Origin of the sequence: Streptomyces canus (assembly GCF_030815415.1) — a bacterium.
Classification (GTDB): domain Bacteria; phylum Actinomycetota; class Actinomycetes; order Streptomycetales; family Streptomycetaceae; genus Streptomyces; species Streptomyces canus_F.
This window is the reverse complement of record NZ_JAUSWW010000001.1, coordinates 5,330,744-5,357,151: the sequence shown is the minus strand read 5'-3', so window position 1 is coordinate 5,357,151 and position 26,408 is coordinate 5,330,744. Positions and strand designations below refer to the sequence as shown.

Annotated in this window: 19 protein-coding genes, 1 tRNA gene, 1 other RNA gene and 1 pseudogene; 3 read left to right on the top strand and 19 right to left on the bottom strand. The window is 70.4% G+C overall.

From position 1 onward, the window contains the following. Nucleotides 1–118 precede the first annotated feature (118 nt). From QF037_RS24855 to ffs, 4 genes are all read right to left on the bottom strand, one after another. Nucleotides 119–1,981 (bottom strand): hypothetical protein, encoded by a 1,863-nt coding sequence (locus QF037_RS24855; protein ID WP_307028763.1) that lies wholly within the window; start codon nucleotides 1,979–1,981, stop codon nucleotides 119–121. Nucleotides 1,982–2,376: 395 nt separating this feature from the next. Continuing rightward, entirely contained in the window at nucleotides 2,377–3,630 is a 1,254-nt protein-coding gene (purD, locus tag QF037_RS24850) for a phosphoribosylamine--glycine ligase (RefSeq protein WP_307028761.1), read from the bottom strand. Between the two features lie 148 nt (nucleotides 3,631–3,778). Next, nucleotides 3,779–6,193, bottom strand: coding sequence for a DNA polymerase III subunit gamma and tau (locus QF037_RS24845; protein WP_307028759.1), 2,415 nt, complete (start codon nucleotides 6,191–6,193; stop codon nucleotides 3,779–3,781). 63 nt (nucleotides 6,194–6,256) lie between these two features. Next, an RNA gene (ffs, locus tag QF037_RS24840) (signal recognition particle sRNA small type) lies at nucleotides 6,257–6,355 on the bottom strand. Between the two features lie 72 nt (nucleotides 6,356–6,427). Here ffs and QF037_RS24835 point away from each other — a divergent pair. Continuing rightward, nucleotides 6,428–6,515: transfer RNA gene (locus QF037_RS24835), tRNA-Ser, on the top strand. A 62-nt stretch (nucleotides 6,516–6,577) separates the two neighbouring features. Here QF037_RS24835 and QF037_RS24830 read toward each other — a convergent pair. The 3 genes and pseudogenes from QF037_RS24830 to QF037_RS24820 all read right to left on the bottom strand — a co-directional run. After that, nucleotides 6,578–6,913 (bottom strand): annotated as a pseudogene (locus QF037_RS24830) (tyrosine-type recombinase/integrase); the annotation flags it as partial. Between the two features lie 979 nt (nucleotides 6,914–7,892). Next, on the bottom strand, nucleotides 7,893–8,153 hold the full coding sequence (locus QF037_RS24825; RefSeq protein ID WP_307028757.1) for a DNA-binding protein: 261 nt from the start codon (nucleotides 8,151–8,153) through the stop codon (nucleotides 7,893–7,895). Continuing rightward, nucleotides 8,150–8,869: a hypothetical protein gene (locus tag QF037_RS24820; protein WP_307028756.1), complete on the bottom strand. Its 720-nt coding sequence runs from the start codon at nucleotides 8,867–8,869 to the stop codon at nucleotides 8,150–8,152. Before QF037_RS24820 ends, QF037_RS24825 begins: the two co-directional genes overlap by 4 nt. Nucleotides 8,870–9,103: 234 nt before the next feature. On the opposite strand from QF037_RS24820, the gene QF037_RS24815 reads away from it, so the two are divergent. Both QF037_RS24815 and QF037_RS24810 read left to right on the top strand, forming a co-directional pair. Next, nucleotides 9,104–9,382, top strand: a complete 279-nt coding sequence (locus QF037_RS24815; RefSeq protein WP_307028754.1) for a CopG family transcriptional regulator — start codon at nucleotides 9,104–9,106, stop codon at nucleotides 9,380–9,382. Beyond that, the gene (locus tag QF037_RS24810) at nucleotides 9,379–9,804 is read left to right on the top strand and encodes a hypothetical protein (RefSeq protein WP_307028752.1); all 426 of its coding nucleotides are present in this window, start codon (nucleotides 9,379–9,381) and stop codon (nucleotides 9,802–9,804) included. The genes QF037_RS24815 and QF037_RS24810 overlap by 4 nt, the downstream gene beginning before the upstream one ends. A 265-nt stretch (nucleotides 9,805–10,069) precedes the next feature. Here the strand turns inward: QF037_RS24810 and QF037_RS24805 are convergent, their stop codons facing one another. From QF037_RS24805 to QF037_RS24750, 12 genes are all read right to left on the bottom strand, one after another. Continuing rightward, nucleotides 10,070–11,851 carry a stealth family protein gene (locus QF037_RS24805; RefSeq protein WP_307028750.1) on the bottom strand — a complete coding sequence of 594 codons (1,782 nt, stop codon included), beginning with the start codon at nucleotides 11,849–11,851 and terminating at the stop codon, nucleotides 10,070–10,072. 30 nt (nucleotides 11,852–11,881) lie between these two features. Then, the gene (locus QF037_RS24800) at nucleotides 11,882–13,579 is read right to left on the bottom strand and encodes a stealth family protein (RefSeq protein WP_307028747.1); all 1,698 of its coding nucleotides are present in this window, start codon (nucleotides 13,577–13,579) and stop codon (nucleotides 11,882–11,884) included. 263 nt (nucleotides 13,580–13,842) lie between these two features. After that, the gene (locus QF037_RS24795) at nucleotides 13,843–15,831 is read right to left on the bottom strand and encodes a beta-galactosidase (protein ID WP_307028746.1); all 1,989 of its coding nucleotides are present in this window, start codon (nucleotides 15,829–15,831) and stop codon (nucleotides 13,843–13,845) included. After that, complete coding sequence (locus tag QF037_RS24790; RefSeq protein WP_307028744.1) at nucleotides 15,828–17,141, bottom strand: glycoside hydrolase family 36 protein; 1,314 nt, start codon at nucleotides 17,139–17,141, stop codon at nucleotides 15,828–15,830. The genes QF037_RS24795 and QF037_RS24790 overlap by 4 nt, the downstream gene beginning before the upstream one ends. Before the next feature lie 28 nt (nucleotides 17,142–17,169). Further along, nucleotides 17,170–18,084 (bottom strand): carbohydrate ABC transporter permease, encoded by a 915-nt coding sequence (locus QF037_RS24785; protein ID WP_307028742.1) that lies wholly within the window; start codon nucleotides 18,082–18,084, stop codon nucleotides 17,170–17,172. Then, complete coding sequence (locus QF037_RS24780; RefSeq protein WP_307028741.1) at nucleotides 18,081–19,055, bottom strand: carbohydrate ABC transporter permease; 975 nt, start codon at nucleotides 19,053–19,055, stop codon at nucleotides 18,081–18,083. The genes QF037_RS24785 and QF037_RS24780 overlap by 4 nt, the downstream gene beginning before the upstream one ends. Nucleotides 19,056–19,063: 8 nt before the next feature. Next, nucleotides 19,064–20,362 (bottom strand): ABC transporter substrate-binding protein, encoded by a 1,299-nt coding sequence (locus QF037_RS24775; RefSeq protein ID WP_307028739.1) that lies wholly within the window; start codon nucleotides 20,360–20,362, stop codon nucleotides 19,064–19,066. 291 nt (nucleotides 20,363–20,653) lie between these two features. Next, a complete protein-coding gene (locus tag QF037_RS24770) occupies nucleotides 20,654–22,372 on the bottom strand; it encodes a copper resistance CopC/CopD family protein (protein ID WP_307037351.1) in 1,719 nt (572 codons plus the stop codon). A 101-nt stretch (nucleotides 22,373–22,473) separates the two neighbouring features. Next, nucleotides 22,474–23,229, bottom strand: a complete 756-nt coding sequence (locus QF037_RS24765; protein ID WP_307028738.1) for an SDR family NAD(P)-dependent oxidoreductase — start codon at nucleotides 23,227–23,229, stop codon at nucleotides 22,474–22,476. Next, the gene (locus QF037_RS24760; RefSeq protein ID WP_307028736.1) at nucleotides 23,226–23,693 is read right to left on the bottom strand and encodes a cupin domain-containing protein; all 468 of its coding nucleotides are present in this window, start codon (nucleotides 23,691–23,693) and stop codon (nucleotides 23,226–23,228) included. Before QF037_RS24760 ends, QF037_RS24765 begins: the two co-directional genes overlap by 4 nt. Further along, a complete protein-coding gene (locus QF037_RS24755) occupies nucleotides 23,690–24,283 on the bottom strand; it encodes a GNAT family N-acetyltransferase (RefSeq protein ID WP_307028735.1) in 594 nt (197 codons plus the stop codon). Before QF037_RS24755 ends, QF037_RS24760 begins: the two co-directional genes overlap by 4 nt. Beyond that, the gene (locus tag QF037_RS24750; protein WP_307028733.1) at nucleotides 24,276–26,339 is read right to left on the bottom strand and encodes a penicillin acylase family protein; all 2,064 of its coding nucleotides are present in this window, start codon (nucleotides 26,337–26,339) and stop codon (nucleotides 24,276–24,278) included. The genes QF037_RS24755 and QF037_RS24750 overlap by 8 nt, the downstream gene beginning before the upstream one ends. Nucleotides 26,340–26,408: the final 69 nt, after the last annotated feature.

Genomic DNA, 26,408 nt, shown 5'->3' with positions numbered 1-26,408 from the left:
CGGTCCCAGCACATCACATTACGCACGCACGCGGTCACTATTCGTTGCGAATTGGCCGAAAGCGGAACGAGGTCTTCCGGTAAGGGAGTTGTGCGGTGGCCCGGTCGGCCGGTCTCGCTCAGACGAGGCGGACCGGCTTCTCCGCACGTATGCCGGACTCCAGCAGCCAGGTGCGCAGGGGGACCGGGTCGCCGTCCACGATCAGGCTGAGGACCACCGGGCTGAGGTCGGCCGCGCGGTCGCCGTTGATGAGGAGGGTCGGGCCGTCGAGCCAGTCGAGGCCGGGGGTGGCGCCCGCGGTGTCCATCGCGGCGCAGCAGACCATGGCCGTGACGTGGTCGGTGAGGAGTTCGCGGGACGTGCGAGGCGGTTGGGGCGGGAAGAGGGGAAGCGCGCCGTCGTCCCAGAGGGTGGTGTCGGGGCCCTGGGGGGTGGGTGCGGTGGCTTCCTCGCGGGCCAGTTCGGCGGTGAGGCCTGCGGCGAGGGTGGCGGTGCGTTCGCTTTCCTGTTCGTCGGCCTCCGCATCGGCCTCGCCTTCGCCATCGGCGAGTGTGTGCCCGTCCGCGCCACCCATGACAGTTACGTCGTCGGGTGCGGGTGGCTCCTGTGGGGCGGGGTCGCCGTCGGCGGCTGCGGGTTCGGCTGTCACCAGGGGTACGGACTCCGGTCCGGACTCTGTGTGCTGCTTCGCACCGTCGGGCGTCGGCGTCGCGAGGTAGTCCAGGACCCTGGACAACGTCGGGCCGTCCGTCTCCGGGCCCCTGGTCTCGGGGGTCCGGCGTACTCCCTGTGCGTCCAGGACTCGGTGGAGGCGGGCCGCGTCGAGGCGCCACTTGCGGTCGACGACCTCTTCCGGATACTCCTGCCAGCCGACCGGGGACCAGTCGGGACCGGACTCCGCCGGGCCGCCGTGGAAGAGGCGGGCGGCCAGGAGGGAGGTGGCCTCGTCGATCGTGCCGGGTTCTTCCAGGAGGTCACAGGCGGGGCGCTCACCCAGACGGGAGGCGAAGCCCTCGGCCAGGCGGTCCCGGCGGGAGAGTTCCGTGAGTGCCGCCACCACTCCCGCGTCCAGGCGGGACGGCCAGCGGCCCATCCGCCAGGCGGGCAGCGCCACGCGGGTCAGGAGGCGGTCCCAGCCGGCGTAGGCCAGGCCCACCTGCTCCTGGGCGACGATCCGCAGGCCGTAGTCCACGCCCTGGGCGCGCTCGGCCGCCGCGGCGGCGACCCCTCGCTCCATCTTGGACGCGTGCTCCCGGCAGCTGCGCAGCAGCAGTCGGGCCACCCAGCCGACGCCGGCGCACACCACGCGGATCATCCGGCAGCGGTCGGTCGTCGAGGCCACGGCCACCGCGGCGTCCAGGCCGCGGACGAAACGGCGGGCCGCGGCTATGTCCGGGTGGGCCGAGGGGCCCGTACCGGCGACGACCGGGGCGAGGACCGCGCGGAGCTCACCGACCCGCATCCACCACAGGAACGGGGAGCCGATGACCAGGACGGGCGCCGCTGTCGTGCGCCGCGAGCCACGGGCGCCCGTGAGCTCGTCGCGGTCCTCGTGCTTCGGCGGGCCGTGGGACGGGTGGGTGCGGTCCTCCAGCCAGCTGTCGCAGTCCGGGGTGAGCGCTATCGCGGAGGGGGCCGGCACATCGAGACGGTCGGCCAGGTCGCGCACCATGCGGTACAGGTCCGGCGCCGACTCCTCGGCGATCGGGACCGTCGGGCTCATGGCGGGGCGGGCACGGGCGACGACCAGGGCGATGCCGGCGGCGGCCAGCAGGACGAGCACGGCGAACGGCGTGACGACCCAGCGGGCGGCATGCCAGCCCGGGCCGACGAGGCGGCCGGTGGAGCCTCCCGCGTACAGCACGACGGCGACGGCCGCCGGCAGCAGCGCGACGGCGAGCGCCCGGCTGCGGATGCGCAGCACGGCGAGCGCCCAGGAGCGCGCGGCTTGTGCGCCCGCTTCTCCACCCATACCGGTCACGACCGGGTGTCACCCCCTCCGTGCTGTCCTGGCTGTTTGCCTGTCCTGGTGTTGCTCACTCCCCCACTGTGGCACCCCCCACTGACATCGCAATGCCGGTGGGCCAAGTGCCGGAACGCTTGCGCCGCACCCTAGTTGGGGCCCCTGTCCACGTCACCAGGAAAAGGGATCGGTCACTCGATGGAATGGCTTTGGGGAAAGGTGGATGACGGACAGCGAAGATCAGGCCTTGGTTCTTGACCCAAGTTCAGCCCCCGTCCGGCGTGCGGTTCCCGGCTGGTGACAAGGCCGGCGGCGGGGCCGGGCATACGTCAGGCCCCGAATCCTGAGACGGATTCGGGGCCTGTCGGGTTCATCCGGTCTGCCGGTTTTTCCGGCTGTTCCGATGGTGCCGGCTATTCGCCCGCCGCGGCCTTCGCCGCGATGTCCGTACGGTGCTGGGAGCCGTCGAGACGGATGCGGGAGACCGCCCGGTACGCCCGGTCGCGGGCCTCGTCGAGGTCCTTGCCGGTCGCCGTGACGGACAGGACGCGGCCACCGGCGCTCACCACGGCGTCGCCGTCGTGCTTGGTGCCGGCGTGCAGGACGTACGCGTGCGGAGCGTCCTCGGCGGCCACCTCGTCGAGGCCGGTGATCGGGTCGCCGGTGCGCGGGGTGCCGGGGTAGTTGTGCGAGGCGACGACCACGGTGACCGCGGCCTCGTCGCTCCAGCGCAGCGGCGCCAGGTCGGCGAGGTCGCCCTTGGCGGCGGCCAGCAGGAGACCCGCGAGGGGGGTCTTCAGCCGAGCCAGGACCACCTGGGTCTCGGGGTCGCCGAAGCGGGCGTTGAACTCGATGACGCGGACTCCGCGCGAGGTGATCGCGAGACCGGCGTACAGGAGCCCGGAGAAGGGGGTGCCGCGGCGGCGCATCTCGTCGACGGTCGGCTGGAGGACGGTCTGCAGGACCTCCTCCACCAGCTTCGGGTCGGCCCAGGGCAGCGGGGAGTACGCGCCCATGCCGCCGGTGTTCGGGCCCTCGTCGCCGTCCAGGGCGCGCTTGAAGTCCTGGGCGGGCTGGAGCGGGACGACGGTCACGCCGTCGGTGACGGCGAAGAGGGAGACCTCGGGGCCGTCGAGGAACTCCTCGATGACGACGCGCTCACAGGAGTTGGCGTGCGCCCTGGCCGCCTCCAGGTCCGGCGTGACGACGACACCCTTGCCGGCCGCGAGACCGTCGTCCTTGACGACGTACGGGGCGCCGAAGGCGTCGAGGGCCTCGTCGACCGCCTCGGGGGTCGTGCACACGTAGGAACGCGCGGTGGGGACGCCCGCCCCCGCCATCACGTCCTTCGCGAAGGCCTTGGAGCCCTCGAGCTGCGCGGCCTCCCCGGAGGGACCGAAGACCGGGATGCCTGCCTCGCGCACGGCGTCGGACACCCCCGCGACAAGGGGTGCCTCCGGGCCCACGATCACGAGCTCGGCGCCGAGCTCCGTGGCCAGCGCGGCGACGGCCGTGCCGTCCAGGGCGTCGACCTGGTGCAGCTCGGCGACCTCGGCGATGCCGGCGTTGCCGGGGGCGCAGTACAGCGCGGTGACGTCGGGATCGAGGGACAGGGAGCGGCACAGGGCATGTTCGCGGGCGCCGCTGCCGATGACGAGGACCTTCACGGGGTCAGCGTAACCGGCTCGGGGCCCGGGAAATTGTGCGGGTTGCTGAAGGGGCGGGGGAACGGGGTTTGTGGGTTTCTCCGAAACAGGCGTCCCGACAGAGTTCCGGCAGGGCTCCCGACAGGGGTCCCGCCTCGTCTAGGAGCCCCTATTCGTTGGTGAACTCCTCCACCACCGTCGCTCCCAGCTCCCGCACGATCAGTTCGCGGCCGGAGAGGGCCGATTCGTTGAGGTCGGGGTCGTCGTCCTCGGGGATGTCGTCCTCGGGGGAGACCGGGGGCGGTTCCGGGGCGGGCGGCCGGGGGGCGGGAGCGGCCGGGGGCGGTGTCGCCGAGGACTGTGCGGGAGTCGTGGAGGTGGCAGCAGAGGTCGCCGGGCGCTGTGCCGGGGCTGGGGCGCCGCCTCCGCCGTAGCCGCCGGAGGGTCCAGGCGTCCCAGGGGCGCCTGGGGTGCCGTAACCGCCACCACCGCCGTTGAAGCCGGGCGTACCGCCGCCGGTCTGCGGGGGTGCCGAGCCGCCCGAGGGGTCGACGACCGCCTCGATCTTCCACTGGACGTTGAACTGCTCGCCCAGCGCCTGCTTCAGGACGTCCTCGCTGCCGCTGCTCACGAAGTTGTCGCGTGCTCCGACGTTGACGAAGCCGATCTGGAGGGTGGTGCCGTCGAAGCCGGCCACCTGGGCGTTCTGGCTGAGCAGGATCCAGGTGAAGCGGCGGCGGTTCTTGACGGCCTCCAGGATGTTCGGCCAGAGCATGCGGGGGTCGACGCCGCCGGCCGGAGGTGCGTAGGCAGCGGGGGCGGCCTGCTGGGGCTGGGCGGGTGCGGGCTGGCTCGGCGCGGGAGTGGTGGGTGCGGATTGGCTCGGGGCAGCCGGGGGCCGGCCGCCTCCGGCGGGGGTCGCCGTGGGCCAGCCGCCCGGGCGTCGGCCGCCGCCCGCCGGTGCCGCGGCGGGCCAGGCGCCGGGGGTGGAGGCGGTGGGGGCCGCGGGGGCGGGAGGGGGCGTGGCGGGTGCCTGGGGAGGCTGGGGGGCCTGGGGCTGAGCGATGCCGGTGTCGCCGGGTGCCGGGTCAGTGGGCGCGGGCGCGGCTTGGGCGGAGGCGGCGTCGTAAGCCGGGGCCGGGGGCGGGGCGGTGTCCTGGGCGGACTGACCGGGCTGACCGGGTGCGGAGCCGAAGCCCGGGGCGCCCCCCGCCGCGGGTCCGTTCGCCGCGGGTCCGCTGTGGGCAGGTCCGGTCGGCGCAGGTCCGGTCGGCGCAGGTCCGGTCACCGGGCCCGAAGCCCGTACCGCCGCCCGGGCCGCCGCGACACCGCCCCCCGGCGGAACCGGTGCGGCAGCCACTGCCCCGTGCGCCTCGGACCCGGGGACGTACCCCATCGCGGGCGCACTCCCGCCCCCGGAGAAGTTCACGCCACGCTCCAACCGGTCGAGCCGGGCCATCACGGACCGCTCGTCGCCATAAGCGGCCGGCAGCAGCACGCGCGCGCAGATCAGCTCCAGCTGGAGGCGAGGGGAATTGGCGCCCCTCATCTCGGTGAGGCCCGCGTTGACCAGGTCGGCGGCGCGGCTGAGCTCGGCGGCGCCGAAGATGCCGGCCTGGGCCTGCATACGCTCCAGCACGTCCGCTGGGGCGTCGATGAGGCCGGTCTCCGTGGCGTCCGGGACGGCGGCGAGGATCACCAGGTCCCGCAGGCGCTCCAGCAGGTCGGCGACGAAGCGCCGCGGGTCGTTGCCGCCCTCGATGATCCGGTCGACGACCTCGAAGGCGGCGGCGCCGTCACCGGTGGCGAAGGCCTCGACGACGGAGTCAAGGAGCGAGCCGTCGGTGTAACCGAGGAGAGAGGTGGCCATGGCATATGTCACACCCTCCTCCTTGGCCCCCGCGAGCAGCTGGTCCATGACGGACATGGAGTCACGCACGGAGCCCTGCCCCGCCCGCACGACGAGCGGCAGCACGCCCTCCTCGACGGGGATGTTCTCTTGTCCGCAGACCTCGCCGAGGTAGTCGCGAAGGGTGCTGGGCGGCACGAGCCGGAAGGGGTAGTGGTGGGTCCGCGAACGGATGGTCCCGATGACCTTCTCGGGCTCGGTGGTCGCGAAGATGAACTTCAGATGCTCCGGCGGTTCCTCGACGACCTTGAGCAGCGCGTTGAAGCCGGCCGACGTGACCATGTGGGCCTCGTCGATGATGTAGATCTTGTACCGACTGCTCGCGGGTCCGAAGAAGGCCTTCTCGCGCAGCTCACGGGCGTCGTCCACACCACCGTGGGACGCGGCGTCGATCTCGATGACGTCGATGGAACCCGGGCCGTTGCGCGCGAGGTCCTGGCAGGACTGGCACTCTCCGCACGGGGTCGGCGTGGGACCTTGCTCACAGTTGAGACAGCGGGCCAGGATGCGTGCGCTGGTCGTCTTGCCGCAGCCACGCGGACCGCTGAACAGGTACGCGTGATTGACCCGGTTGTTCCGCAGCGCCTGCTGCAACGGGTCGGTGACATGCTCCTGCCCGATGACCTCGGCGAACGACTCCGGGCGATAGCGGCGGTACAGCGCGAGAGACGACACGCATACGAGGTTATAGGCGCCCACTGACAACCAGCCCCACGCAAGAGACCACCCTTGCCGGGAAACGCAAGCGCCCCCCACGCACCCGCCAGAGCCAACCTACCCTTGCTGCCTTCCGGCCCTGGGGGAGTTCAGTCAGATAGCGCCACGTGAGGGGCTGCCCAAACAGTACCCGATGTCGGGGGCTGGGAACGAGTTCGCGAGCACTCCTCAACGTCTTGTATTGTTTGCCGCGGAGGATTCGCCTAGTGGCCTAGGGCGCACGCTTGGAAAGCGTGTTGGGGGCAACCCCTCACGAGTTCGAATCTCGTATCCTCCGCCAGTGCCTCACCGGGCACGATGTCGAAGGGCCCCACCGTTCGCGGTGGGGCCCTTCGGCGGTTCTCAGCCCTCGTTGTCCTGGTTTTTGTCCACAGTGGGTGTGTCCAGTGATCCCCAGATGGCATCGGCGATCTTCCGGGCCACGTCCTTCAGCATGGCGTCCGTCACGTGGAGGTACCGGGCCCTCATGCTTGCGGAGGTGCCCGGCTCCCACCCCATGATCTGATCAATGCCCCGGGCCGGGACACCGAGCAGCATGAGCACAGTGGCAGCCGTGTGTCGGGCGTCGTGCAGCCGGGCCTTCCGAACCCCCGCTTCTTCCAGCAGCCGCTTCCAGTAGTGATAGTCACTCCTCCGCCAGTGCCTCACCGGCACGATTCCGAAGGGGCCACCGCGAGGTGGAACCCTTCGATGCGCGGTTAACGGGGCGGCCGAACAGCCACGGAACGGTTGCCGTCATTCCAGATGTAGACACCGCTGGTACCTGCGCCGTACCAACTCTCCGGCCCTACCTCGGCCGTGAGAGACGCTGATGTCATCCCAAACCTCGGCCGGGCCCACCTGCCTGTACGGCTGGTTGAACACCAGAGCGGGCCTGCCGGTGGTCCGCGAAAGCCACGTGGTCGTGTGGTCGTAGAACCCCGGCCTGCCTTGGCATTCCCTCTTGGCGCAGCGGCCCCTGCCGAGCCAGTGGAGTCCGGACGAACACCCCGTGTTGCCCCTCTTGAGGTCGTGCCGGTCCGCCCAGTCCAACAGGTCCGCGCGCATCTGGACGTAGATGTTCGGGCCGTAGGGCCAGTGCACGCCGTCGGCGTCACGGTTGAGCACGCCCCGGGCGTGGTCATCCAGAGAGCTGATCAGTTCCTTCTGATCAGTGCTCTGGCAGCGCCGGCACCACCACTTCGCTTCTCGTAGGCCCCGATTCGGTGCAGTGGGGAACGGATCAGGCGGTTCCCTCCCTGTAGAGGAGAGAGAACCGCAGAACCATCCGGCTCCCGGCGGTTCGGAGCCACCCAGTATCACCAGGTATGGCTTGGACTTTTGTCTGAGCTACCCAACCGCGCGACCGTCCGGGGGCGTTCGTGGGGACTCGGGGAACAGGTCAGAGGGGGCACGTACGACGGTGAACGGTGGCGGCCGGCGATGCACTGTGACAAAGGCCAGGACAACAGACGTTCCTGTTGGACGTCACCATCCGCGCTATCGGGGGTTATGGTGCGGCCGAAGCCGCCGACGCGGAGCCGCTCGACGGATCAGCAGCGCACCGACCATCCACATGCGCCCTACCAACCCGTTCCATGCCCGCGTCACCCCGGAGGGTGGGACGTTCGCGCGGCCTGCCCTCCGATGTCGCACTCGGCCCGGCGGCGGCCAGCCATCAGTCCCATCTCCTCGCGAACTCGGCTCCGGCCAGCAGGTCGACGATCCGCACGATCGGATCATCCAGCCCCATGGCCACCAACACATCGGCGGGAAGGACTACGTACTTCCCCTTCTCCTTCGTGACACGGCAGGGGAAGCGACCCGCCCTCACCAGTCCGCACGCCTTCGCTGCGTCGACCCCGAGGAGATCTGCCACCTCGCGGAGGGGCATTGGCTCGCCCAGCCACTGCGACAGTCGCCTTGCGCTCGGGTTCACTCGGCTTCCTTCTGCCGTCCGTCGAGTTCGTCGGACTCACCCCCGGGCACCTGCCCCGAACCCGAGGCGAGGAACGCGGCCAAGAGCCCGAGGCGGTGCAAGGTAGCGCCCATGCGTTCGCCGCTGATGCGCTCCCCCAGCAAAGAGTCCACCTCACCGACGGCCTGGATGTCCGACTCATTGCGGATGGGCGAGTAGTCGTCGTCAAGGAGGCTCGCACGGTCGACAAGGCTGTGCGGATCCGTCGTGCGCTCGGCCGGATCAGACCGCTCCACCGCCCAGCCGGCGGCATTGGCAGCCCGGATGACCTCATCACGGATGTCGTCGGCTTCAGCGGCCAGTGCCAGCCCGTACAACGCGCCGACGAGCATGGCTGACCTCACCTCTGCGACATCGACGCAGAGCCTCCTTGAGACTCTCGCGGCCGACTTCCGCAGGTAGGGGATGATGAAGTACAACGCGAGCAACTGGCCACGCTGAGCCAAGTTCGGCACGTCGCTTCGGGCATCGCGCCCCACGCACCGCCACAGCGCATCCCGCACAGCAGCATCAGCGGCATCCCGTGCCGCCGCTTCCTTCGCCTCCGAGAGCGTGAGGTGCTCGCCGACCGAACATCTCTCCCCGGGTACATGTGGACAGACCAACTGTCCACCGAGCAGCTGCGGAACCTTTAGCTCGATCGACCTGAAGACGTCTGCCGAAGGCAGCAGGGACATGGACTCTCCTCCTGTCGTTCCGTCAACGGCAGGAGGCTCACCACCGCGAAGGACAACCATCCTCATCCGACGCAGCATGCGCTGATGAGAGTGAACGGCATGCGGTGGCCGAGTGAAGCGGTACAAGTCGGCGATCACGCATGGGCAGGGCTCACGGATTGGCCATTGGTCTCTTTGCCCCACGGGTCACGGCAATCTGGTAGGGGCATTCACACCAAGAGTATGGTGACTTATATGGCAACCAAGAAAGTAACGGTGACGATCCCCGAAGATCTCCTGGACGAGATCCGCGCCGAGGCGGCTGAGCGGGGACTTTCGGCGTACGTCGCCGAAGCATTGCGCTTCAAGCGCGATCGGGACCGACTGCTGGAACTGGTCGACTGGCTGCAGGAGGAACACGGCGCGGTCACCGAGGACGAGCACGCGGCAGCACTCTCTGAGCTGGAAGATCTCGACGCCGAGCACGAGCGTCGCCTCACCGCCGGAGGACACAACACCGGAGAGGCCGCGTGACCAAGCGAGCCAGTGAGCACGGGCAGCGGCCACTGCGCGCCTTCGTACTCGACTGCGAAGCCCTGTCCCTCGCTGTGCGTGGCGACCGGAAGATGATCGCCTGGCTCGACCTCGCAGCACGGGGCGAAGCCGAAGTAGTCACGTCGCCCATGACGCTGGTGGAGGCGTACGACGGCAGAACCACCGAGCAGCGCTGGGACTGGGTGCTCTCCCGGCTCAAAGTCGCCGACATCGGGAAGGACGAGGCCCGCCAGGCCCGCCGACTCCTGTCCGACGCCAAGCTTCACGGCCACAAGTACGCGATCGACGCGGTGCTCGCCATCATCGCCCGACAGCAGAAAGGGCAGGTCACCATCTTCACATCGGACGTGGACGACCTGGAGAAGCTGGTTCCGGAATCGATCGTCGTCAAGCGAGTATGACCGGCGCCCTGGTCTCAGTTCTGGTCTCATTCGGCGCCGTCCGGCGCCGTCCACCATCCGTCCGATGGCCTACTCCACCCCAGGTCAGAACGCCCCCGTCCCGCCCCGAACCCCCCAGACGAACATTTGGAAAGCGTGTTGGGGGCAACCCCTCACGAGTTCGAATCTCGTATCCTCCGCCAGTGCCTCACCGGGCACGATGTCGAAGGGCCCCACCGTTCGCGGTGGGGTCTTTCGTCGTTGGTCTCAGATCTCGTTGTCCGGGTCAGAGGGGGTCGCCGGCGTGCTGGGCCGTTCTGTGGGGGACGGGGTGGGCCGGGGGGCGGGGCGTTGATTCGTAGCGGCTCGGGAAGGGGTACTTGCGTTCCAGGAAGGCGCTGATGGCCGCTTGGGCCGCTGATCTGGCCTCGGGGGGCGTGTCCACGTCGTTAAGGCAGAAGAAGTCGACGTCCTCGCCGGCCGCCAGGCGGGACAGGCGGCGGCGCATGTCCGGGGTGCCGAGCTGGACGTAGCGGAAGCGGTAGTCGGCCGGGACGGCGCGGGCGGTCGCCATCGCCCAGTGGTGGTGGAGGGTCGATACCGGAGCCACGTCGGACGTCGAGCGGAAGCGGGAGTACGAGGTGCGGTCCAGCTCCTCGATGCCCAGGCTCTCCATCTCCCGCATGACCGACAGCAGTTGGGGGTGCGGGGTGTGCAGGGACTTGTGGGTGATATGTCTGCCGTGGAAGCGGCTGATGATCTCGCGGGCGTTCTTGCCCGCGGAGTTCGGGGCCGGTTCCAGGGGGTGCGGATCGCCTATGCCCAGCTTCAGCGGGGAGAGGGGGATGCGGGCGATGCCGCTGCCGTGGAAGAAGTGCTCGGCCCCTACCGGACGGTTGATGAAGACGTCGTCGTTGAAGTAGAGGTAGTGCTCCGACAGGCCCGGGATGTGGTGCAGGCGGCTCTCTATCGCGTGGGAGTTGAAGACGGGGAGCGCGTCCGCCGGGAGGATGTCCCGGTGGTCGATCACGGTCAGGCCTTCCGCCTGCGGGTCCAGCCAGTCCGGGATCTGGGAGTCGGTCACCAGGTAGACGTGCCGGACGAAACCGGCGTACATCTCCAGCGAGCGCAGGGCGTACCTCAGCTCGTCGTGGCTGGTGTAGCGGGAGGCGCCGGTCTCGCGCGGGGCGATGGTGTTGTGGGAGAGCGCCTGGTGGGCGCGGCGCTTGGCCGCCATCGCGGGGTCGTCGCCGTCGACCCAGGTGTAGACGGCGTCGACGGGGAAGCGCACCGCGTCGATGCCGGGCTCGGCGAACGGGGCGAAGGTGGGCACGCCGCGACGGCGGCCCGCGACGACGGCGGGGCGTTGCGCCGACACCGGGAGGACCTCCGACACCGGGTTGTGGCGCGGGGCGACCAGTGCCGGGCCGAAGACGTCCGGCATCCGGCTGCCGGGCACGGTGAGCCAGGAGGGGTCCGTGGCGAGGTCGCGGCCGTGCCGCCAGAACTCGATGTCGCAGCCCGTTTCGAGACCGGTGAGGACCTGGCCCTCGGGGCCCAGGCGCACCACGCCGGTGCGGAGCACCTCGGCCCGCCGCAGCGCCCGCGGCAGCTTCCCGTCGGCCCACAGTGCCGCGGCGGTCACCCCGCCGTCCGGTCCTACGGCCCCGGCGTATCCCACACCGGAGGCGAAGCGCTGGGCGGCCCGCTGGAGGATCGTGTCGCGGTGCGTCTCCGCCACGCCGATGACCTGGCGCGGCACCCCCTGTCCGTGGTCGGCGGGGACCAGGAAGTACGGGACGCCGAGTCCGTCCAGCAGGGTGCAGACCCGTTCGAGGTCGGCCTCGACGGCGTCCGCCGCGGTGTATCCGGCGACGATACGGCCGTACAGCCGCGTCGGTCCGAAGGTGACCCGGCGGAGCCCAGGGACGGCGGCCCGCAGGCGCCGGCGGGCCCGGGCGGTGCGCAGCGCCCAGAGCCGGGCCGCGAGCCAGAGCCTCAGCCGTACGAGAAAGTCCCGGACCGTTCGGATGCCCCCCGGCATTCCGAAGCGGTCACGGATGTCCATGCCCCCCATGTCCTTGTCCCCCCGGTCCCGTCAGCTCTGCTTCTCGTACGGGCTCGCGAAGGGGAAGTAGTCCTCCAGGAACTCGTGCATCCGGACGCTCACCTGCTCCCGTTCCTCGGGCGGTACGTCGACGTCGTTGAGGCAGAAGAAGTCGAAGCGGCGGCTGCGGCGCAGGTCGGCCAGGCGTCGGTCGGCGTCCGGGCGGCTGATGTTGACGTACCGGAAGCTGTACTTGCCGGGCAGGCCGTGGCCGGTCATCAGGGCGTACTGGTAGAGCAGCGGGGCCGTCACCGCGATGTCCTGCGGGGAGCGGAAGCGGGAGGCCGTGGTGCGGCGGATGTCCTCCGGGAAGAGCTCTTCGAGCACCTGGTGGGTTCGGCGCTGCTGGGGCAGCGGGGTGTGCATGAAGTTGTTCGTCGTCATCCGCCCGAACCTCTCCAGCAGGAGCCGGCGGACGTTCTTGCTGGCGGAGTTGGTGGCCGTCTCCTCGGCGTGCGGCTTGCCGACGCCGATCTTGAGCGGGGACACCGGGATCTTCATCAGGCCGCTGCCGTGGAAGAAGTGCTCCGGGGTGACCCGGCGGCCGACGAACACGTCGTCGTTGAAGTACAGGTAGTGGTCCGACAGGCCCGGGATGTGGTGCAGCCGGGTCTCGATCGCGTGCGAGTTGAAGACCGGCAGGACGTCCGCGGGGAAGATGTCGCGGTGGTCGACGACGGTGAGCCCGGGGGCGGTGTCGTCGAGCCAGTGCGGCTTCTGGCCGTCGGTCACGATGTAGATGTGGCGGACGAAGTCGGCGTACATCGCGAGCGAGCGCAGCGAGTACTTCAGCTCGTCATGGCTGGTGTAGCGGGAGGCGTTGGTCTCCTTGTCCAGGATCTCGGCGGTGCCGCGGTCCTGGTGGCGGGCCCGCTTGGCCCGCATCTCGGGCTCCTCGCCGTCGACCCAGGTGTAGACGACGTCGACGGGGAAGGTCACGTCGTCGACGGTCGGCAGGGTGAGCGGGACGAAGCTCGGCAGCTCCCGGTCGCCGACCCGGACGGTGGCGGGCTGCTGCTCGGAGGCCGGCAGGACGTCGGTGATGCCGTTGTTGCGGGGCGCGACGAGGGAGTCGGCGAAGATGTCCTCGGACGCCTGCGGCTGCACCTTGGCCAGGCGCCGGGGGCCGTCGGCGGAGGCGAGGAGGTCGGCGCCGTCCTCCCAGAACTCGATGTCGCAGGCGAGCTCGGGCCCGGCGAGCAGCTGGCCCGCGGGGCCGAGGTGGTTCTCCCCGACCCGCAGGATGGGGGCGGTGCGCAGCCCGGCCGGCAGGGCGCCGTCCATGAACAGCGCGGGGTGCTTGAGCTTTCCGCCGGGCATGGGGCGGCCGATGAAGACCGCCTTGCCCTCGTTCTGCGTCTCCAGGGCGGTGAGCAGGCGCTCCCGGTCGACGACGTTCACGCCGAGCGTGTGCCGGGTGCGGGCGGTCGGCACCAGGAAGTACGGGATTTCTTCCTGCTCCAGTGCGGCGACGACCAGGCCGAGGTTGGTGGCGGCCGCCTCGGCGGCGCTGAACCGCGTCACGACCCGGCCGTAGAGCTGCTGGCCGCGCACCGCCACCGGTCGGAGGACCGGATCCGTGACCGCGGCCCGACGGCGGCGCCGCATGGTACGCAGCTGCCACACGCTCTCGGCGGCCTTCCGCTCGACTCGCGGGCGCATCCGCCGGGCAAAGGAACGCACGGTCACGTTCTGAGCTCCTCTTCCATGAACCTGTCGAACATCTCTGCGTAAGGCAGACAGACGCATGTGACGGAAGGTTGTAGAAGAGTTCTCCGGAAATTAACGGATTTAGAGGTTCCAGAACAGCTGAATCACAGCCGGGAGTGGTAATGGGACCGGGGTCCGGAACGGCACCTGCCCTCGGCCAGGGTGTGCGCCACCAGCGCGTTGGCGTGGCCGTGGCCGGTAGGTGTCGCCACTGTGACCGAGGCCCGCAGAGAAACTCATCGCTACTCGCGCGGCTCCCTCACCACCGCCACTTCGCCCGCCGCGACGGTGACCGCGCCCGGCACCGGCTTCCCGGTGAGCAGTTCGCGGGCCTCGCCGGACACGGGGATCTCCGCGCTCGCCTCGGTGTGGTTGATCAGGAAGAGGTAGTCCGCTTCCGTACCGCGCCGCAGCACCGCCTCCACACCCTCCGGCGTGCTGAGGACCGGCATCACGCCCGCCTCCGTGCGGATGCGGTCGAGGAGGGCGGCGAGCGTCGCCGGGTCCGGCTGGGTGGCCAGGTACCACGTGGTGCCCGTGCCGAAGGAGTTGCGGGTCACCGCGGGTACGTCCGCCAGCGGGCCGGTCGTGTACGTCGTGATCGCCTCCGCGCCCGCCAGACGCACCCGCTCCGACCACAGCCGTGCCGTACCGCCGTCGCTCAGCTCCACCGACTCACCCGGCAGCAGCGGGAACAGCTCGTCCGTGCGCACCCCGAGCGCCTCGCGGAACGCTCCCGGGTAACCCCCGAGCCGCACATGGCAGTTGGGGTCGACCGCCCCGCTGTGGAAGCCCACGGCCAAGGTGCCGCCGCGCTCCGCGAAGCCCGTCAGATTCGCCGCGCCCTCGTCGTCGACCAGGTACAGGCTGGGCGCCAGGACCAGGCGGTACGAGGACAGGTCCGCCTCCGGGTGGACGAAGTCCACCGCGATGCCCGACCGCCACAACGGCTCGTACCAGGCCCGGACCAGCTCCTGGAAGCGGAGCTCCGCGCTCGGCTGCGAGGGCAGTTCCAGGGCCCAGCGGGCGTCCCAGTCCCAGACGATGGCGACCTGCGCCGGCACGGTCGAGCCGCGCACCTCCCCCAACGCCTTCAAGTCCGCGCCGAGTTGGACGACGTCGTGCCAGATCTGGCTGTCGGTGCCGGCGTGCGGCAGCATCGCCGAGTGCCACTGCTCGGCGCCCGCCTTCGCCGCCCGCCACTGGAAGTAGGCGATGCCGTCGGCGCCCCGGGCCACATGGGCCAGCGCGTTGCGGCGCAACTCCCCGGGATTCTTGGCCCGGTTGACCGGCTGCCAGTTCACCGCGCCCGTCGAGTGCTCCATCAGCAGCCAGGGCCCGCCGGCCAGCGAGCGGACCAGGTCGCCGCTGAGCGCGAGGTCGATGTGCGACTCGGGGTCGGTGGAGCGGAGGTAGTGGTCGTTGGAGACCACGTCCAGCTTCGGGGCCCAGCGCCAGTAGTCCAGCGCGTCGAAGTTGTGCATCACCATGAAGTTGGTGGTCGCGGGGATCTTCGGCGCCGCCTCCCGCAGCACCTCGCGCTCCGCCTCGCACAGCGAGAGCAGCGCGTCGCTGCAGAAGCGGCGCCAGTCCAGCAGGTGGGCCGGGTTGGGGACGGCGCCCGTGGCGCGGGGCGGGATGATCTCGTCCCAGTCGTAGTACCACTGGCTCCAGAAGCGGGTGCCCCAGGCGTCGTTGAGCGCCTCCAGACCGCGGTACTTCTCGCGCAGCCAGCCCCGGAACGCCGCCGCGCTCTCCTCGCAGAAGCACTCCGGGTTGTGGCAGCCGTACTCGTTGTGGACGTGCCACATCACGACCGCCGGGTGGCCGGCGTACCGCTCCCCGAGCGCACGGGCCATCCGCAGCGCCGCCTCCCGATAGGCGGGGCTCGACGGGCAGAACGTCTGGCGGCTGCCGTACGACAGTGCCCTGCCGTCCTTGTCCACCGGGAGCGCCTCGGGGTGCTTGACGAAGAACCACGCCGGCGGTGCCGCCGTCGGGGTCGCCAGGTCCGCCGCGATGCCGTGGGCGTGGAGCATGTCGAGGACGCGGTCCAGCAAGGAGAAGTCGTACGCGCCCTCCCTCGGCTCCAGGAGTGCCCAGGAGAAGATCCCGACGCTGACCATGGTCACCCCGGCCTCGGCCATGAGGCGCATGTCCTCGGCCCAGACCTCCTCGGGCCACTGCTCGGGGTTGTAGTCACCGCCGTAGGCGATGCCCTGCGGGATCATCGGGCGTCTCCGCCCAGGAGCCGGCGCGTCGTCTCCACACCCCACCGGTCCAGGGACAGCAGCCGGTCGCTCGACGCCATCAGACCGCCGGTCGCCTCCACATGGGCCGCCCAGCGTTCGCGGGTCTCCACGGCCGGGCGGGCCATCAGACAGTCGGGGTCGTTGACCCAGAACCGGCCGTGCTGCCACTGGCGGGCGGCACCCGTGAACTCCGCCGGGTCCTGGCCGGGCTGGCTGTAGTCGTCGGCCTCTGGGCGGCGGTGCGGGGCCGTGTCGGGGCTGACGCGCATGGCGTCGAAGAGGCCGATGGAGGGCAGGATCGGGGCGCCGCAGCCCAGGAGGTAGGCGTCCTCGCCGATCGCCTCCCGGATCAGCTCGATGCCCTGGCGGTACGCCGTGAGGGGGTCCGCGTCGGAATGCCGTACGCCCTCCAGCGCGCCCGCGTACAGGAAGTCGACCTTGAAGTAGTCGTAGCCCTCGGCGCGCAGCGTCCGGAAGACGTCCGTCAGGTACGCGGCCGCCTCCGGGTGGGTCGTGTCCAGGACGCTCAGGTCGTGGCCCCAGTTGCGGCCGGCGTGCAGGAAGCCGCCGTCGAGGTCCTTGACCAGCCAGTCGGGGTGTTCGGCGGCCAGGTCGCTCGCCGGGTCGACGAGGAAGGGTGCCGTCCAGATGCCCGCCCTCCTGCCCCGCGCCCGGATCGCGTCCGCGATGCCCCGGCGGGAGCGGAAGCGGCCGGAGAGGGTGAGCCAGTCGCCGAGGGCCTTCTGGTAGCCGTCGTCGATCTGGACCACGTCGACGGGCAGGTCGAGGGTGTCCATCGCGCGGAGGTTCTCGTGGATGTCGTCCTCGGTGACCTGCGTGAAGTACTCGTACCAGGAGCACCAGACGGTGGGCGCCGGGCGCGGGGCCCGGACACCGAACGCCGCGGCCCAATCGCCCAGCACCGCCTGGACGGTGGCACCCGTCCACTCCTTCACAGGTCCGTCCGCGGTGACCACCGCTGTGTCGCCGTCGACGGTCAGGCGGATCGACGGGACCTCTTTGGAGGGCTCCGGCGCCGCCCACAGGCGGACCGGGGAGCCGTCGCCGGGTGCGAGGGCCAGCAGTCCCTCGCCCTGGAAGGCCCCCTCGGGGACGGTGACGCCCGGGCGGTAGCAGACGGTCGCCCAGTTGTCGTTGGTCGGGCGGTACGGCCGTTCGTCGAGGGCGTAGGCGCCGCTGGGGCTCCAGGACTGCCAGCCCTCCTCGTGGACGCGGGCGCCGGCCCGGTCCACGGGGACGGTGGCGACGGGGGTGAAGGGGTGGGGCACGGTGGTTCTCTTTCGAACAGGAAGGGCGTCAGCCCTTGTTGGCGCCCAGCGTCAGACCGCTGACGAACTGCCGCTGGAGCACGAAGTACACGACCAGCGTCGGGACGGCGGTCAGCAGGGCGCCGGCGGCGATGAGGTTGGGGTCGGTGAAGTACTGGCCGGAGAGGTTGTTCAGGGCTGAGGTGATCGGCATGTTCTCACCGGTGGAAATCAGCACGAGGGCCCAGAAGAAGTCGTTGTAGATCCAGATGGACAACAACGTGCCCAGGGCCGCCATCGCCGGCTTGCACAGCGGCAGCACGATCTGCCAGTACAGCCGCCACACCGAGGCGCCGTCGACGAGCGCGGCCTCGGTCAGCTCGTGCGGGAGCATCTTCATGTAGTTGGCCAGCACGAAGGCGCAGAAGCCGGACTGGAACGCCACATGGATGAGGACCAGGCCGAGCGCGGAGTCGTACAGCTTGCCGCTCATCGTGATGCCGGGCAGGTCGATCAGCAGGTAGAGGCGGTACAGCGGGGTGATGATGACCTGCTGCGGGAGCAGGTTGCCGGCGGTGAAGAGGAGCAGCAGGAAGAGGTTGACGCGGAAGTCGAAGCGGCTGACGTAGAAGGCGACCATCGACGACAGGAACAGGGTCACGAGCACGGCCGGCACCGCGATCAGCATGGTGTTGCCGAAGTAGTGCGTCATGTCCGACTGCGTGAACGCGTTCGTGAAGTTGTCGAAGGTCAGCTTGTCCGGCCAGGACACATAGCCCTTCTCGCTGGTCTCGGCATACGGGCGCAGGGCCGCGTAGATCGCCCAGAGCAGCGGGGCCAGCCAGGCCAGCGACATGGACACGAGGAAGACGTGCAGCAGGACGCGGCCGGGGCGCAGGGGTGCGTGCTTCTTCAACGCGTGCTTCTTCGACGCGTGCTTCTTCAAGGGCAGGGCCGTGCTCATGCTCGTCGCTCCTTCCGGAAGGTGCTCACCAGGTAAGGAATGATCACGACGAGCGAGATCAGCAGCAGCACGACCGCGATCGCGGAGCCGTATCCGATGCGGCTGGACTCGCCGATGATGTTGTTGGTCACGAGGATCGACAGCAGCTCGGTGCCCTCGGCACCCTTGTTGAAGACGAACACCAGGTCGAAGGCGCGCAGGGCCTCGATGATGGTGACGACCAGGACGATGGTGTTGGTGGGGCGCAGGGTCGGGAAGATGACGTTCTTGAACGTCTGCCACTCGCCCGCGCCGTCCAGGGCCGAGGCCTCGCGCAGCGAGGGGTCGACGCCCTTGAGGCCGGCCAGGTAGAGGATCATCATGTAGCCGGTGTGCCGCCAGGACGCGGCGATGAGGATGGACCACAGATTGAGGTCCGGGTCGCCGATCCAGTCGATGTAGTGGCCGGGCTTGTTGGCCCCGATGATGCTGTTGATCAGGCCGGTGTCGGGGTTGTAGACGAGCTGCCAGACGAATCCGATGACCGCCATCGACAGCACGACGGGCAGGAAGAAGGCGGTCTGGTAGACCCGGCTGAAGCGGATGTTCTTGTCCAGCTGGACGGCCAGGAACAGGCCGAGCGGCGTCGGGATGAGGATGAGCACGACGAACCAGATGGCGTTGTGCTCGACGGCCGGCCAGAACTGCGGGTTGTTGGTGAACAGTTCACGGAAGTTGTCGAACCCGACCCAGTGGATCGAGTCGAAGCCGATGCCGTCCCAGGTGGTGAAGGCCAGCGCGATCGACGCGAGGGCCGTCACCCAGACCAGGGCGACATGCAGGATCGTCGGCAGGGTCGCCATCAGGCCCAGGGTGAGCCGGTCGCGACGGGTCAGGAGCCGGCGGTGCCCGGTGGGCACCTTGCGCGGGGCAGCGCCCGAAGGCGGCACGGGGGTCGCCGCCTTCGGGGACTCGGTGGTGTCGATGGTCATGTCGCTGCTCACGAGGACGCGAAGATGGTCTTCTTCTGGCGCTCGATCGACGAGAGCAGACTGTCGATCCCCTTGGGGTCGCGAATGAACTTCTGCAGCGCGGGCTGCATCACCGTGGAGGTGAAGTCCGGGCGGCTGTCGCGGTCCATGAACTGCGTCAGGTGCTTGGCGCCGGAGATCATCTCGTACGCCTTCTTCTGCAGGGCGCTGTACGAGGAGGTGTCGGCGTTGGACGCGGCCGCAACGACGTTCGGGTCGGACTTGAGGTAGATCTGCTCGGCGGCCGGGGTGCCCAGGTACTGCAGCAGCTTGACCGCGGCGGCCTTGTTCTTCGGGGCCTTGGAGAGCATGAAGCCGTCGGTGGGCGCCTCGACGGTGTCCTGGCCGAACTCGGAGGTGATCTCCGGGAAGGCGAAGAAGTCGAGGTCCTCGCGGTCGGCCTCGTTGGTGAACTGCTGGCCCACGAAGGTGCCCAGCAGGTACATGCCGGCCTTCTTCGACACCAGGGTCTGCGCGGCGTCCTGCCAGGTGCGGCCGACGGCGCCGTCCTGGTGGTAGGGGAGCAGCTCGGCCCACAGGTCGAAGGCCTTGCGCACCTTGGCGTCGGTCCAGGAGGCCTTGCCGGCCATCAGCTCGACGTGGAAGTCGTAGCCGTTGGTACGGAAGTTGATCTGGTCGAAGGTGCCGAGCGCGGGCCAGGCGTCCTTGTCGCCGAAGGCGATCGGCACGAGGCCGTCCTTCTTCATCTGCTTGCACAGGGCGACCAGCTGGTCCCACGTGGTGGGAACCTCGTAGCCCTTCTCCTGGAAGACGCTCTTGCGGTAGAAGAGCGCCCACGGGTAGGTGTACAGCGGCACGAAGTAGTACTTGCCGTCCGCGCCCTTGCTGAGCGCCTTCATCGCGTCGGGGAAGTTGCCCTCGATGGTCTTCCACACGTCGTCGATCGGCGTGGCCAGTCCCTTGCCCGCGAAGAACTGCATGCGGTACCCGGCGAACCAGTTGAACACGTCGTCCGGCGTGCCCTGCAGATACGAGTTGATCTGCTCCTGGAACGTGTTGTGGTCCTTGGTGTTCACGTCGACCGTGATCCCGGACTGCTTCTTGTAGGCGGCGTAGATGTCCGCGAACGCCTTCTTCGGCACCGCGTCGGACGCGTTCGACCCGACGGTGACGGTCTTCGGGTCGGCCGAGGTGCCGCTGCCGCCACAGGCGCTCAGCAGGGGGATGCCGGCACCGAGGACGGCAGCGCCGCCTATGCCGCGCAGGACGGAACGGCGGCTGGCGGAGGGGAGGGAGAAGTCGGGCATGAACGCGCTCCAGAGGGCAGGGTTCGGCCAGGCAGGGGAGTGTGTCGAAGTCCGTCGTAACCGACCAGAAATCAACTTGACCGAACACGGTTGCGTAATGACAGCTGCATGTCCTGTCATTGGTCAAGAGACGACGGTCACCTTTCCCGAAACGTGACCGACACGTCCAAGATCGAGCCTGATGTCCCAATCGCCTTCGACCTGTCGAACGAAGACCGATGATTTTGCGCCACGAACACGTAGGCGGCCCCACACCCCGGCCGGGGTGTGGGGCCGCCTACGTGTTCGGTTCTAGTGGATCTCGACCGGCTTCGTCTCGCTGACCTGGTCGATCTCGGAGACCCGGACCGTCACCTTCATCTCCCAGGTGCCGGCGATCGGCAGGTCGAGGTCGTCGGTGCCCCAGTAGCCGCCCTTGTCGGTGAGCTTCGCGTCCAGCGGGCCGATGTCCTGGGACGGGAGGGTGAAGGAGAGCCGGAGCTCGGGGACGATGGCGAAACCGCCCTCGGCGTCGAGGACCACCGCTTCCACCGAGTTCCGGCCGACCCGGCCCGGGTCGAGGGTGATCTGCACCTTGCCCCGGGCGCCGCCGATGTCGAAGGGGACGTAGGAGACGGACGCGACGGGCAGCCCGGTGGCCGCGGGGCTCTGAGCGGCCTCCGCCTCCGCGCGGCCCGGCACGGTGCCGGTGAGCACGGTCGTGAGCACCAGCACCACGACACCGATGGTGACTTCGGCGAGGACGGAACGTCGCAGACCACGGCGGTCCGGAACGACCGGCGGCTCCTCGGGCGCCTCCGGCAGCGGCGGCCCGCCCGCCGGCTCCGGCACCCGTTCCGGTACGACGGTCCGCGCGTCCGCCGTCGCCAGGCGTACCGTCCACAGCCGCGAGAACCCGGCCGCCGTCAGCAGCACGACCACCGCGGTCAGCTTGGCGACCAGGAGCCGGCCGTACGTCGTGTCGGTGAGCGCGCTCCAGGAGCCGAGGCCACGCCAGGACTGGTAGACGCCGGTGAGGACCAGGACGGTCACGGAGACGAAGGCGAGGCGGGAGAAGCGGGTGACCGTGGCCGGTTCGACGACCGCCGCCCGGTACAGCGTGACGACCAGGGCCGTCAGTCCGCCCAGCCAGGCCGCCATCGCCAGGACGTGCAGGACCGAGGAGGCCATCGCCACGGGCACCTGGATGCCGGCGGAGGCGTGCTCACCGGCGGCCCAGGTGAGGGCGAGGCCGAGGGCGAGGGCGGCGCCGATCGCGTAGGAGGACCGGCGGCGCCGGAACAGCCGTAGAAGGAAGACCGCCGTCAGTGCGAGCAGCACCAGCCGGGCCAGCAGCACCAGCCCCGGCCGGCTCGTCACCGTCCGCCCGAAGGCCGCGGCGTCGAAGGCCCTCGCGGGACCCGTGCCGGCCTCGTAGGGCGCCCGCAGCACGAACAGTGCGACCGTGGCCCCCGCCAGCGTCCACCAGCCGACCCTCAGCAGCCTGGGCAGGATGTTGGCGTCCGCCGGGCGGCACAGCGCGAGGAAGAGCGCCGTGCCGATGAGCAGCGCCACCGCGAGATAGGCCAGGTAGCGGGCGATGTTGTAGAGGCCGGTCGTCGCCGGGTTCTCCACGGGCCCCGGGTCCACGGTCACCGCCGTCGCCGAGGGCTTCCCGACGGAGAAGGTGAAGGCCCCCGACACCGGATGGCTGTCCGCCGAGACGACCCGCCAGGCCACCGTGAAGGTGCCCTCGCCGAGCCCGGAGGCGGGCAGCGACACCCGGGCGGTGTCCGAACTTCCCGGCACATGCTCGGCCTCCCCCGTGCGCACCCGCTCGTTCTTGGGGCTCAGCACGCGGAAGGAGTCGTCGAGCAGACCGACGGACTCGGTGAAGGTCAGGGTGATGTACGCGGGGGCGGACTTGAGGACGGTTCCGTCCTCGGGGTCGGTGGAGCGGAGGGCGGCATGGGCCGAAGCCGGTCCCGCGCCGCCGAAGAGGAGCAGGACCAGCACGGTGCCCAGCAGCACCAGCCCTTGAACTCGCCGCCGGCCTCGTCCACCGTCACGCTCCACGTCAGTACTCCGTCCCCACGGCTCCGGGTTATGTACGGACACCGGCGCCGGAACACTCACCACGTGGGCCGGGCCGACACTCCCCCGTCGACGACCAGGTCCTGCCCGGTGACCCAGGAGGCCAGCGGCGAGGCGAGGAACACACAGGCGTCGCCGATGTCCTCGGGGCGGCCGAGCCGGCCCAGGGGCGCCTTCGCATGCCACCGTTCCACACCCTCCGGCCAGTCCCGGGCCAGCCCCTCCCGGTCGATCAGACCGGGCGAGACGCTGTTGACCCGGATGCCGCGAGGCCCGTACTCCAGGGCCGCCGACCGGGCGTGCATCACCAGGGCGGCCTTGGACGCGCAGTAGTGGGCGTGCCCGGCGGCGGGACCGTGCGCCTCGATCGAGGCGATGTGCGTCACCGAGCCGCCGTGCCCCATGACCTCCGCCGCCGCCTGTGTGCACGCGAAGGCGCTCGTCAGGTTGGTGTCGACGACCTCCCGCCACTCGGCGGCCGTCATCCCGGGCAGCTCCCGCACCGGCTGCGCCCCCGCGCTGTTGACCAGCGCGGTCAGTCCGCCGCCCCACGCGTGCGCCTCCCGGACCAGTTCCCGGCAGGCGTCCTCGCTCGTCAGATCCGCCCGCAGGACGACGGCCCGCGCGCCCGACTCCCGTACCCGGTCCGCGACTTCCTCCGCCGCCGTCACCGCCGTACGGCAGTGCACGACGACCGCGGCCGCCCCCTGTTCGGCGAACCGCACCGCGATCCCCCGCCCGATACCGCCGCCCGCGCCCGTGACGAGGGCGACCTGTCCTTCGAGGAGTCTCATGGACGACACAGTCGCGCGATCCGGTCGGCCTCGGCGGGATACCGCGCCCTCAGTGCCTCGGCGTCGCCGTGCTCATAGCCCTCGTAGGTGAACCCGGGAGCCATCGTGCAGCCGAAGAACGTCCACGCGCCCCGCGTCCGCGCCCCCATCCAGGTGCCGCCGGGGACGGTCAGCTGGACGTGCTGACCGGCGAGGACGTCGGGCCCCAGCACCGGAACGCTCGACGTGCCGTCCGGGGACAGGAGCAGGAGTTCCAGGGGGTCGCCGAGGTAGAAGTGCCAGATCTCGTCGCCGGGCAGGCGGTGCAGGGCGGAGAAGTCGCCGGCGGTGAGCAGGGCGACTATGGCCGAGCCCGCCGGTCTGCCGTCCGCGCGCTCGGGGCCCGCCCACGTACGGCGGAACAGGCCCCCCTCGCGCGGGATCGGTTCCAGTCCGTAGTGGGCGACGAGGTCTTCAGGGGTCACGCCGGGAAGGCTACCTCCCTGGCCAGGAAGGCCAGTTGAGCGTGCTTCTCGGGCAGATACACGTCCGGGATGTCGATCTCCGGCAGCACGACCCGCTCCCCGGCCACGAACCCCTGCCGCAGGAACCGGGCGACCGCCTTCACGTTACGTACGTCGGGATCGACCACGACCCGCTTGCGGTCCAGGCCCAGCAGGACGTACGAGGCGACGGCGCCCAGCAGCGCCGACGACCAGCCGGGCCGTCCGCCGTCCGCTCCGGCCGGCGCGAGCAGCAGGTGGACGCCGATGTCACCGGGCTCGACGGAGTAGCACTCGCTGACCCGGTCGGCCTCCGGCTCATAGGTCTGGAGCAGTCCGACCGGCTCGCCGTCCTTCTCGAGGAGATAGGCGTGGTGGGTGTCGAGGGTGTCCATGTGGGCGTAGATCTCGGCCACTTGGTCCCGGGTGAGTCCGTTCATGCCCCAGAAGACGGCCCGCTCCTCGCTGACCCAGCCGTGCAGCACCTCGGCGTCGGCCTTCGCGTCGAGGGTGCGCACGCGGACGGTGCCGAAGCCGTCGACCTCCTGCTCGTGGACGTAGGTGTCAGACATCGCTCTCCTTGCTGAGCTGTTCGAAGTCGGTGACGACCGGGACGAGGTCGCCCGCGAGCCACAGGGGAAGTTGATCGCGGTGATGGGGCGAGCCGGGCACGCCCGAGGCGCCGAACGGCACCACCCAGCGGCTGTCCTCGCGCCGGGCCAGATCCCACACGTAGCGGGCGGCCGGACCGCGGGCGGCCAGGTCGGTCAGACCGGGCACGGCGGAGGTGCACAGCACGCAGTCGTGGTCGCCGGAGAGCCCGGGTTCATCGTGCTTCTCGTACGACGTGTCCGGCAACGCCCGCCACGGGTACAGCCGGTGGGTCTCGCCCCAGGCCGCGGGCGGCTTCCCGGCGGCCACCTCCTCGACGGCCGCGCGGATCTCGGCGGGACGGTCGATGCCGTACAACTCCTCGGCGCGCAGCAGGTGTTCGAGGGCGAAGCCGATGCGCGGAAGCAGGCCGAGCCAGGGGAGGAGGACCTCGGGGTAGGCGGGCGGGGAGGTCAGCGCGGCGAACGCGGGGTGGGCGGCGAGCCGGTGGACGACGGCGCCGCGCACCGCGGAGTAGAGGGCGGCGTCCTCGCTGTCCGCGTCCATGCGGCGGTTCCAGCGCAGGAGGGTGTCCGTGAGTTCGGCGGCCCGCGGGGTCAGATCCCGGAGGGCGGCGAGGTGGTCCAACAGGGGCCCGGCGGAGGCCAGATACGTGTCCATGTGGAGGGCGGGCATGTCCCCGGCCGACCACTTGCCCTTGCCCGCGAGCATCGCCGCGATGCGGTTCGCGCGGTGCGGCGGGGCGAACTCGACGCCGAGGGGTTGCGCCGGACCCCGCTGGTTGGCCATGACGGCGACGCCGTCCTGCGTGAGGCCGGCGCGGGGCATGTCGTGCCAGCCCTGCCACGCGTGCCCGGGCTCCCAGGCGGGGACGACACGGGTGCGGCTGGCCTCGGACCGCACCGGCACCCGGCCCGCGACCCGGTGCAGCAGCCCGCCCTCGGTGTCGGCGGCCTGGACGACGTTGACCGGCTCGGCCCAGCTGTCGAAGGCCCGGTCCACGTCGGCGACCCGGCGGGCCCGCAGCAGCGGGAGCAGGGCGCTGAAACCCAGGTCGTCGGTCACGCGTGGCGGAATGCGGAGGCTGAGGGCGAGCGGCGTGCCGTCGTCGAGCCCTTCCGGGCCGCCGGCGATGACGGGCCCGCGCTCGGTCTCGATGACCTCGACCTCGACGGACTCCTCGCCGGCCACCTCGACGGTCTCGGTGTGCCGGGACGCGCGCGTCCACCTCCCGTCCGGGCCGAGGGCCTCGACACCGGCCCCGGTCCGCCGCAGCCGTTCCTCGTACAGGTCCTGGTAGTCGGCCATGGCGTTGGTGATGGCCCAGGCAACCGTGCCGGTGTGACCGAAGTGGGCGATGCCGGGGACGCCGGGGACGGCGAGGCCGACGACGTCGAACTCCGGGCAGGAGAGGTGGATCTGCTGGTAGACGCCGGGATCCTCGATGAAGCGGTGCGGGTCTCCGGCGATGACGGCCTGGCCGGTCACGGTCCGTTCGCCGCTCACCAGCCAGCCGTTGCTGCCGGAGGTGCCGGGACCGTCGGTGGCGAAGAGCCCGACGGCCTCCTCGCCGAGGTGCTTCACGGCCTGTTCGCGCCAGAGCTTGGCGGGGAAGCCCGCGAAGAGGATGTGGGCACCGAGCCAGACACCGAGGGGGGTCCAGGGCTCCCAGCGGCCGGGGGCGCCGAGGGGCAGGGTCGCGTCGGCGAGCCCTTCGTTGACCCCGTCGACGTATGCCCGTACCCAGTCGGCCGTCTCCGGGTCCCGTCTCTCCAGCTGCTCGAAGCAGCGTCTCGCGGTGTCCTCCAGCCGGGCCCTGCGCACGAACCGGTCCCAGGGCAGGGCGTCGGGGCCGAGGAGGGACGCCGAGGTGCCGCGGGCCCGGTGCCGCTCGATCTCCAGCTGCCAGGCCCGGTCGCGGGCGGTGACGATGCCCTGGGCACGGGCGAGTTCGCGCACGCTGTCGGCACGCAGATGCGGGACACCCCAGGCATCCCGGTAGATCTCGGCGCTCACTCTGCAGCTCTCCTGTGCTTTAGGTTAGGCTCACCTAAGTAACTGGTGGTGAAATCGTACGCGAGGAGT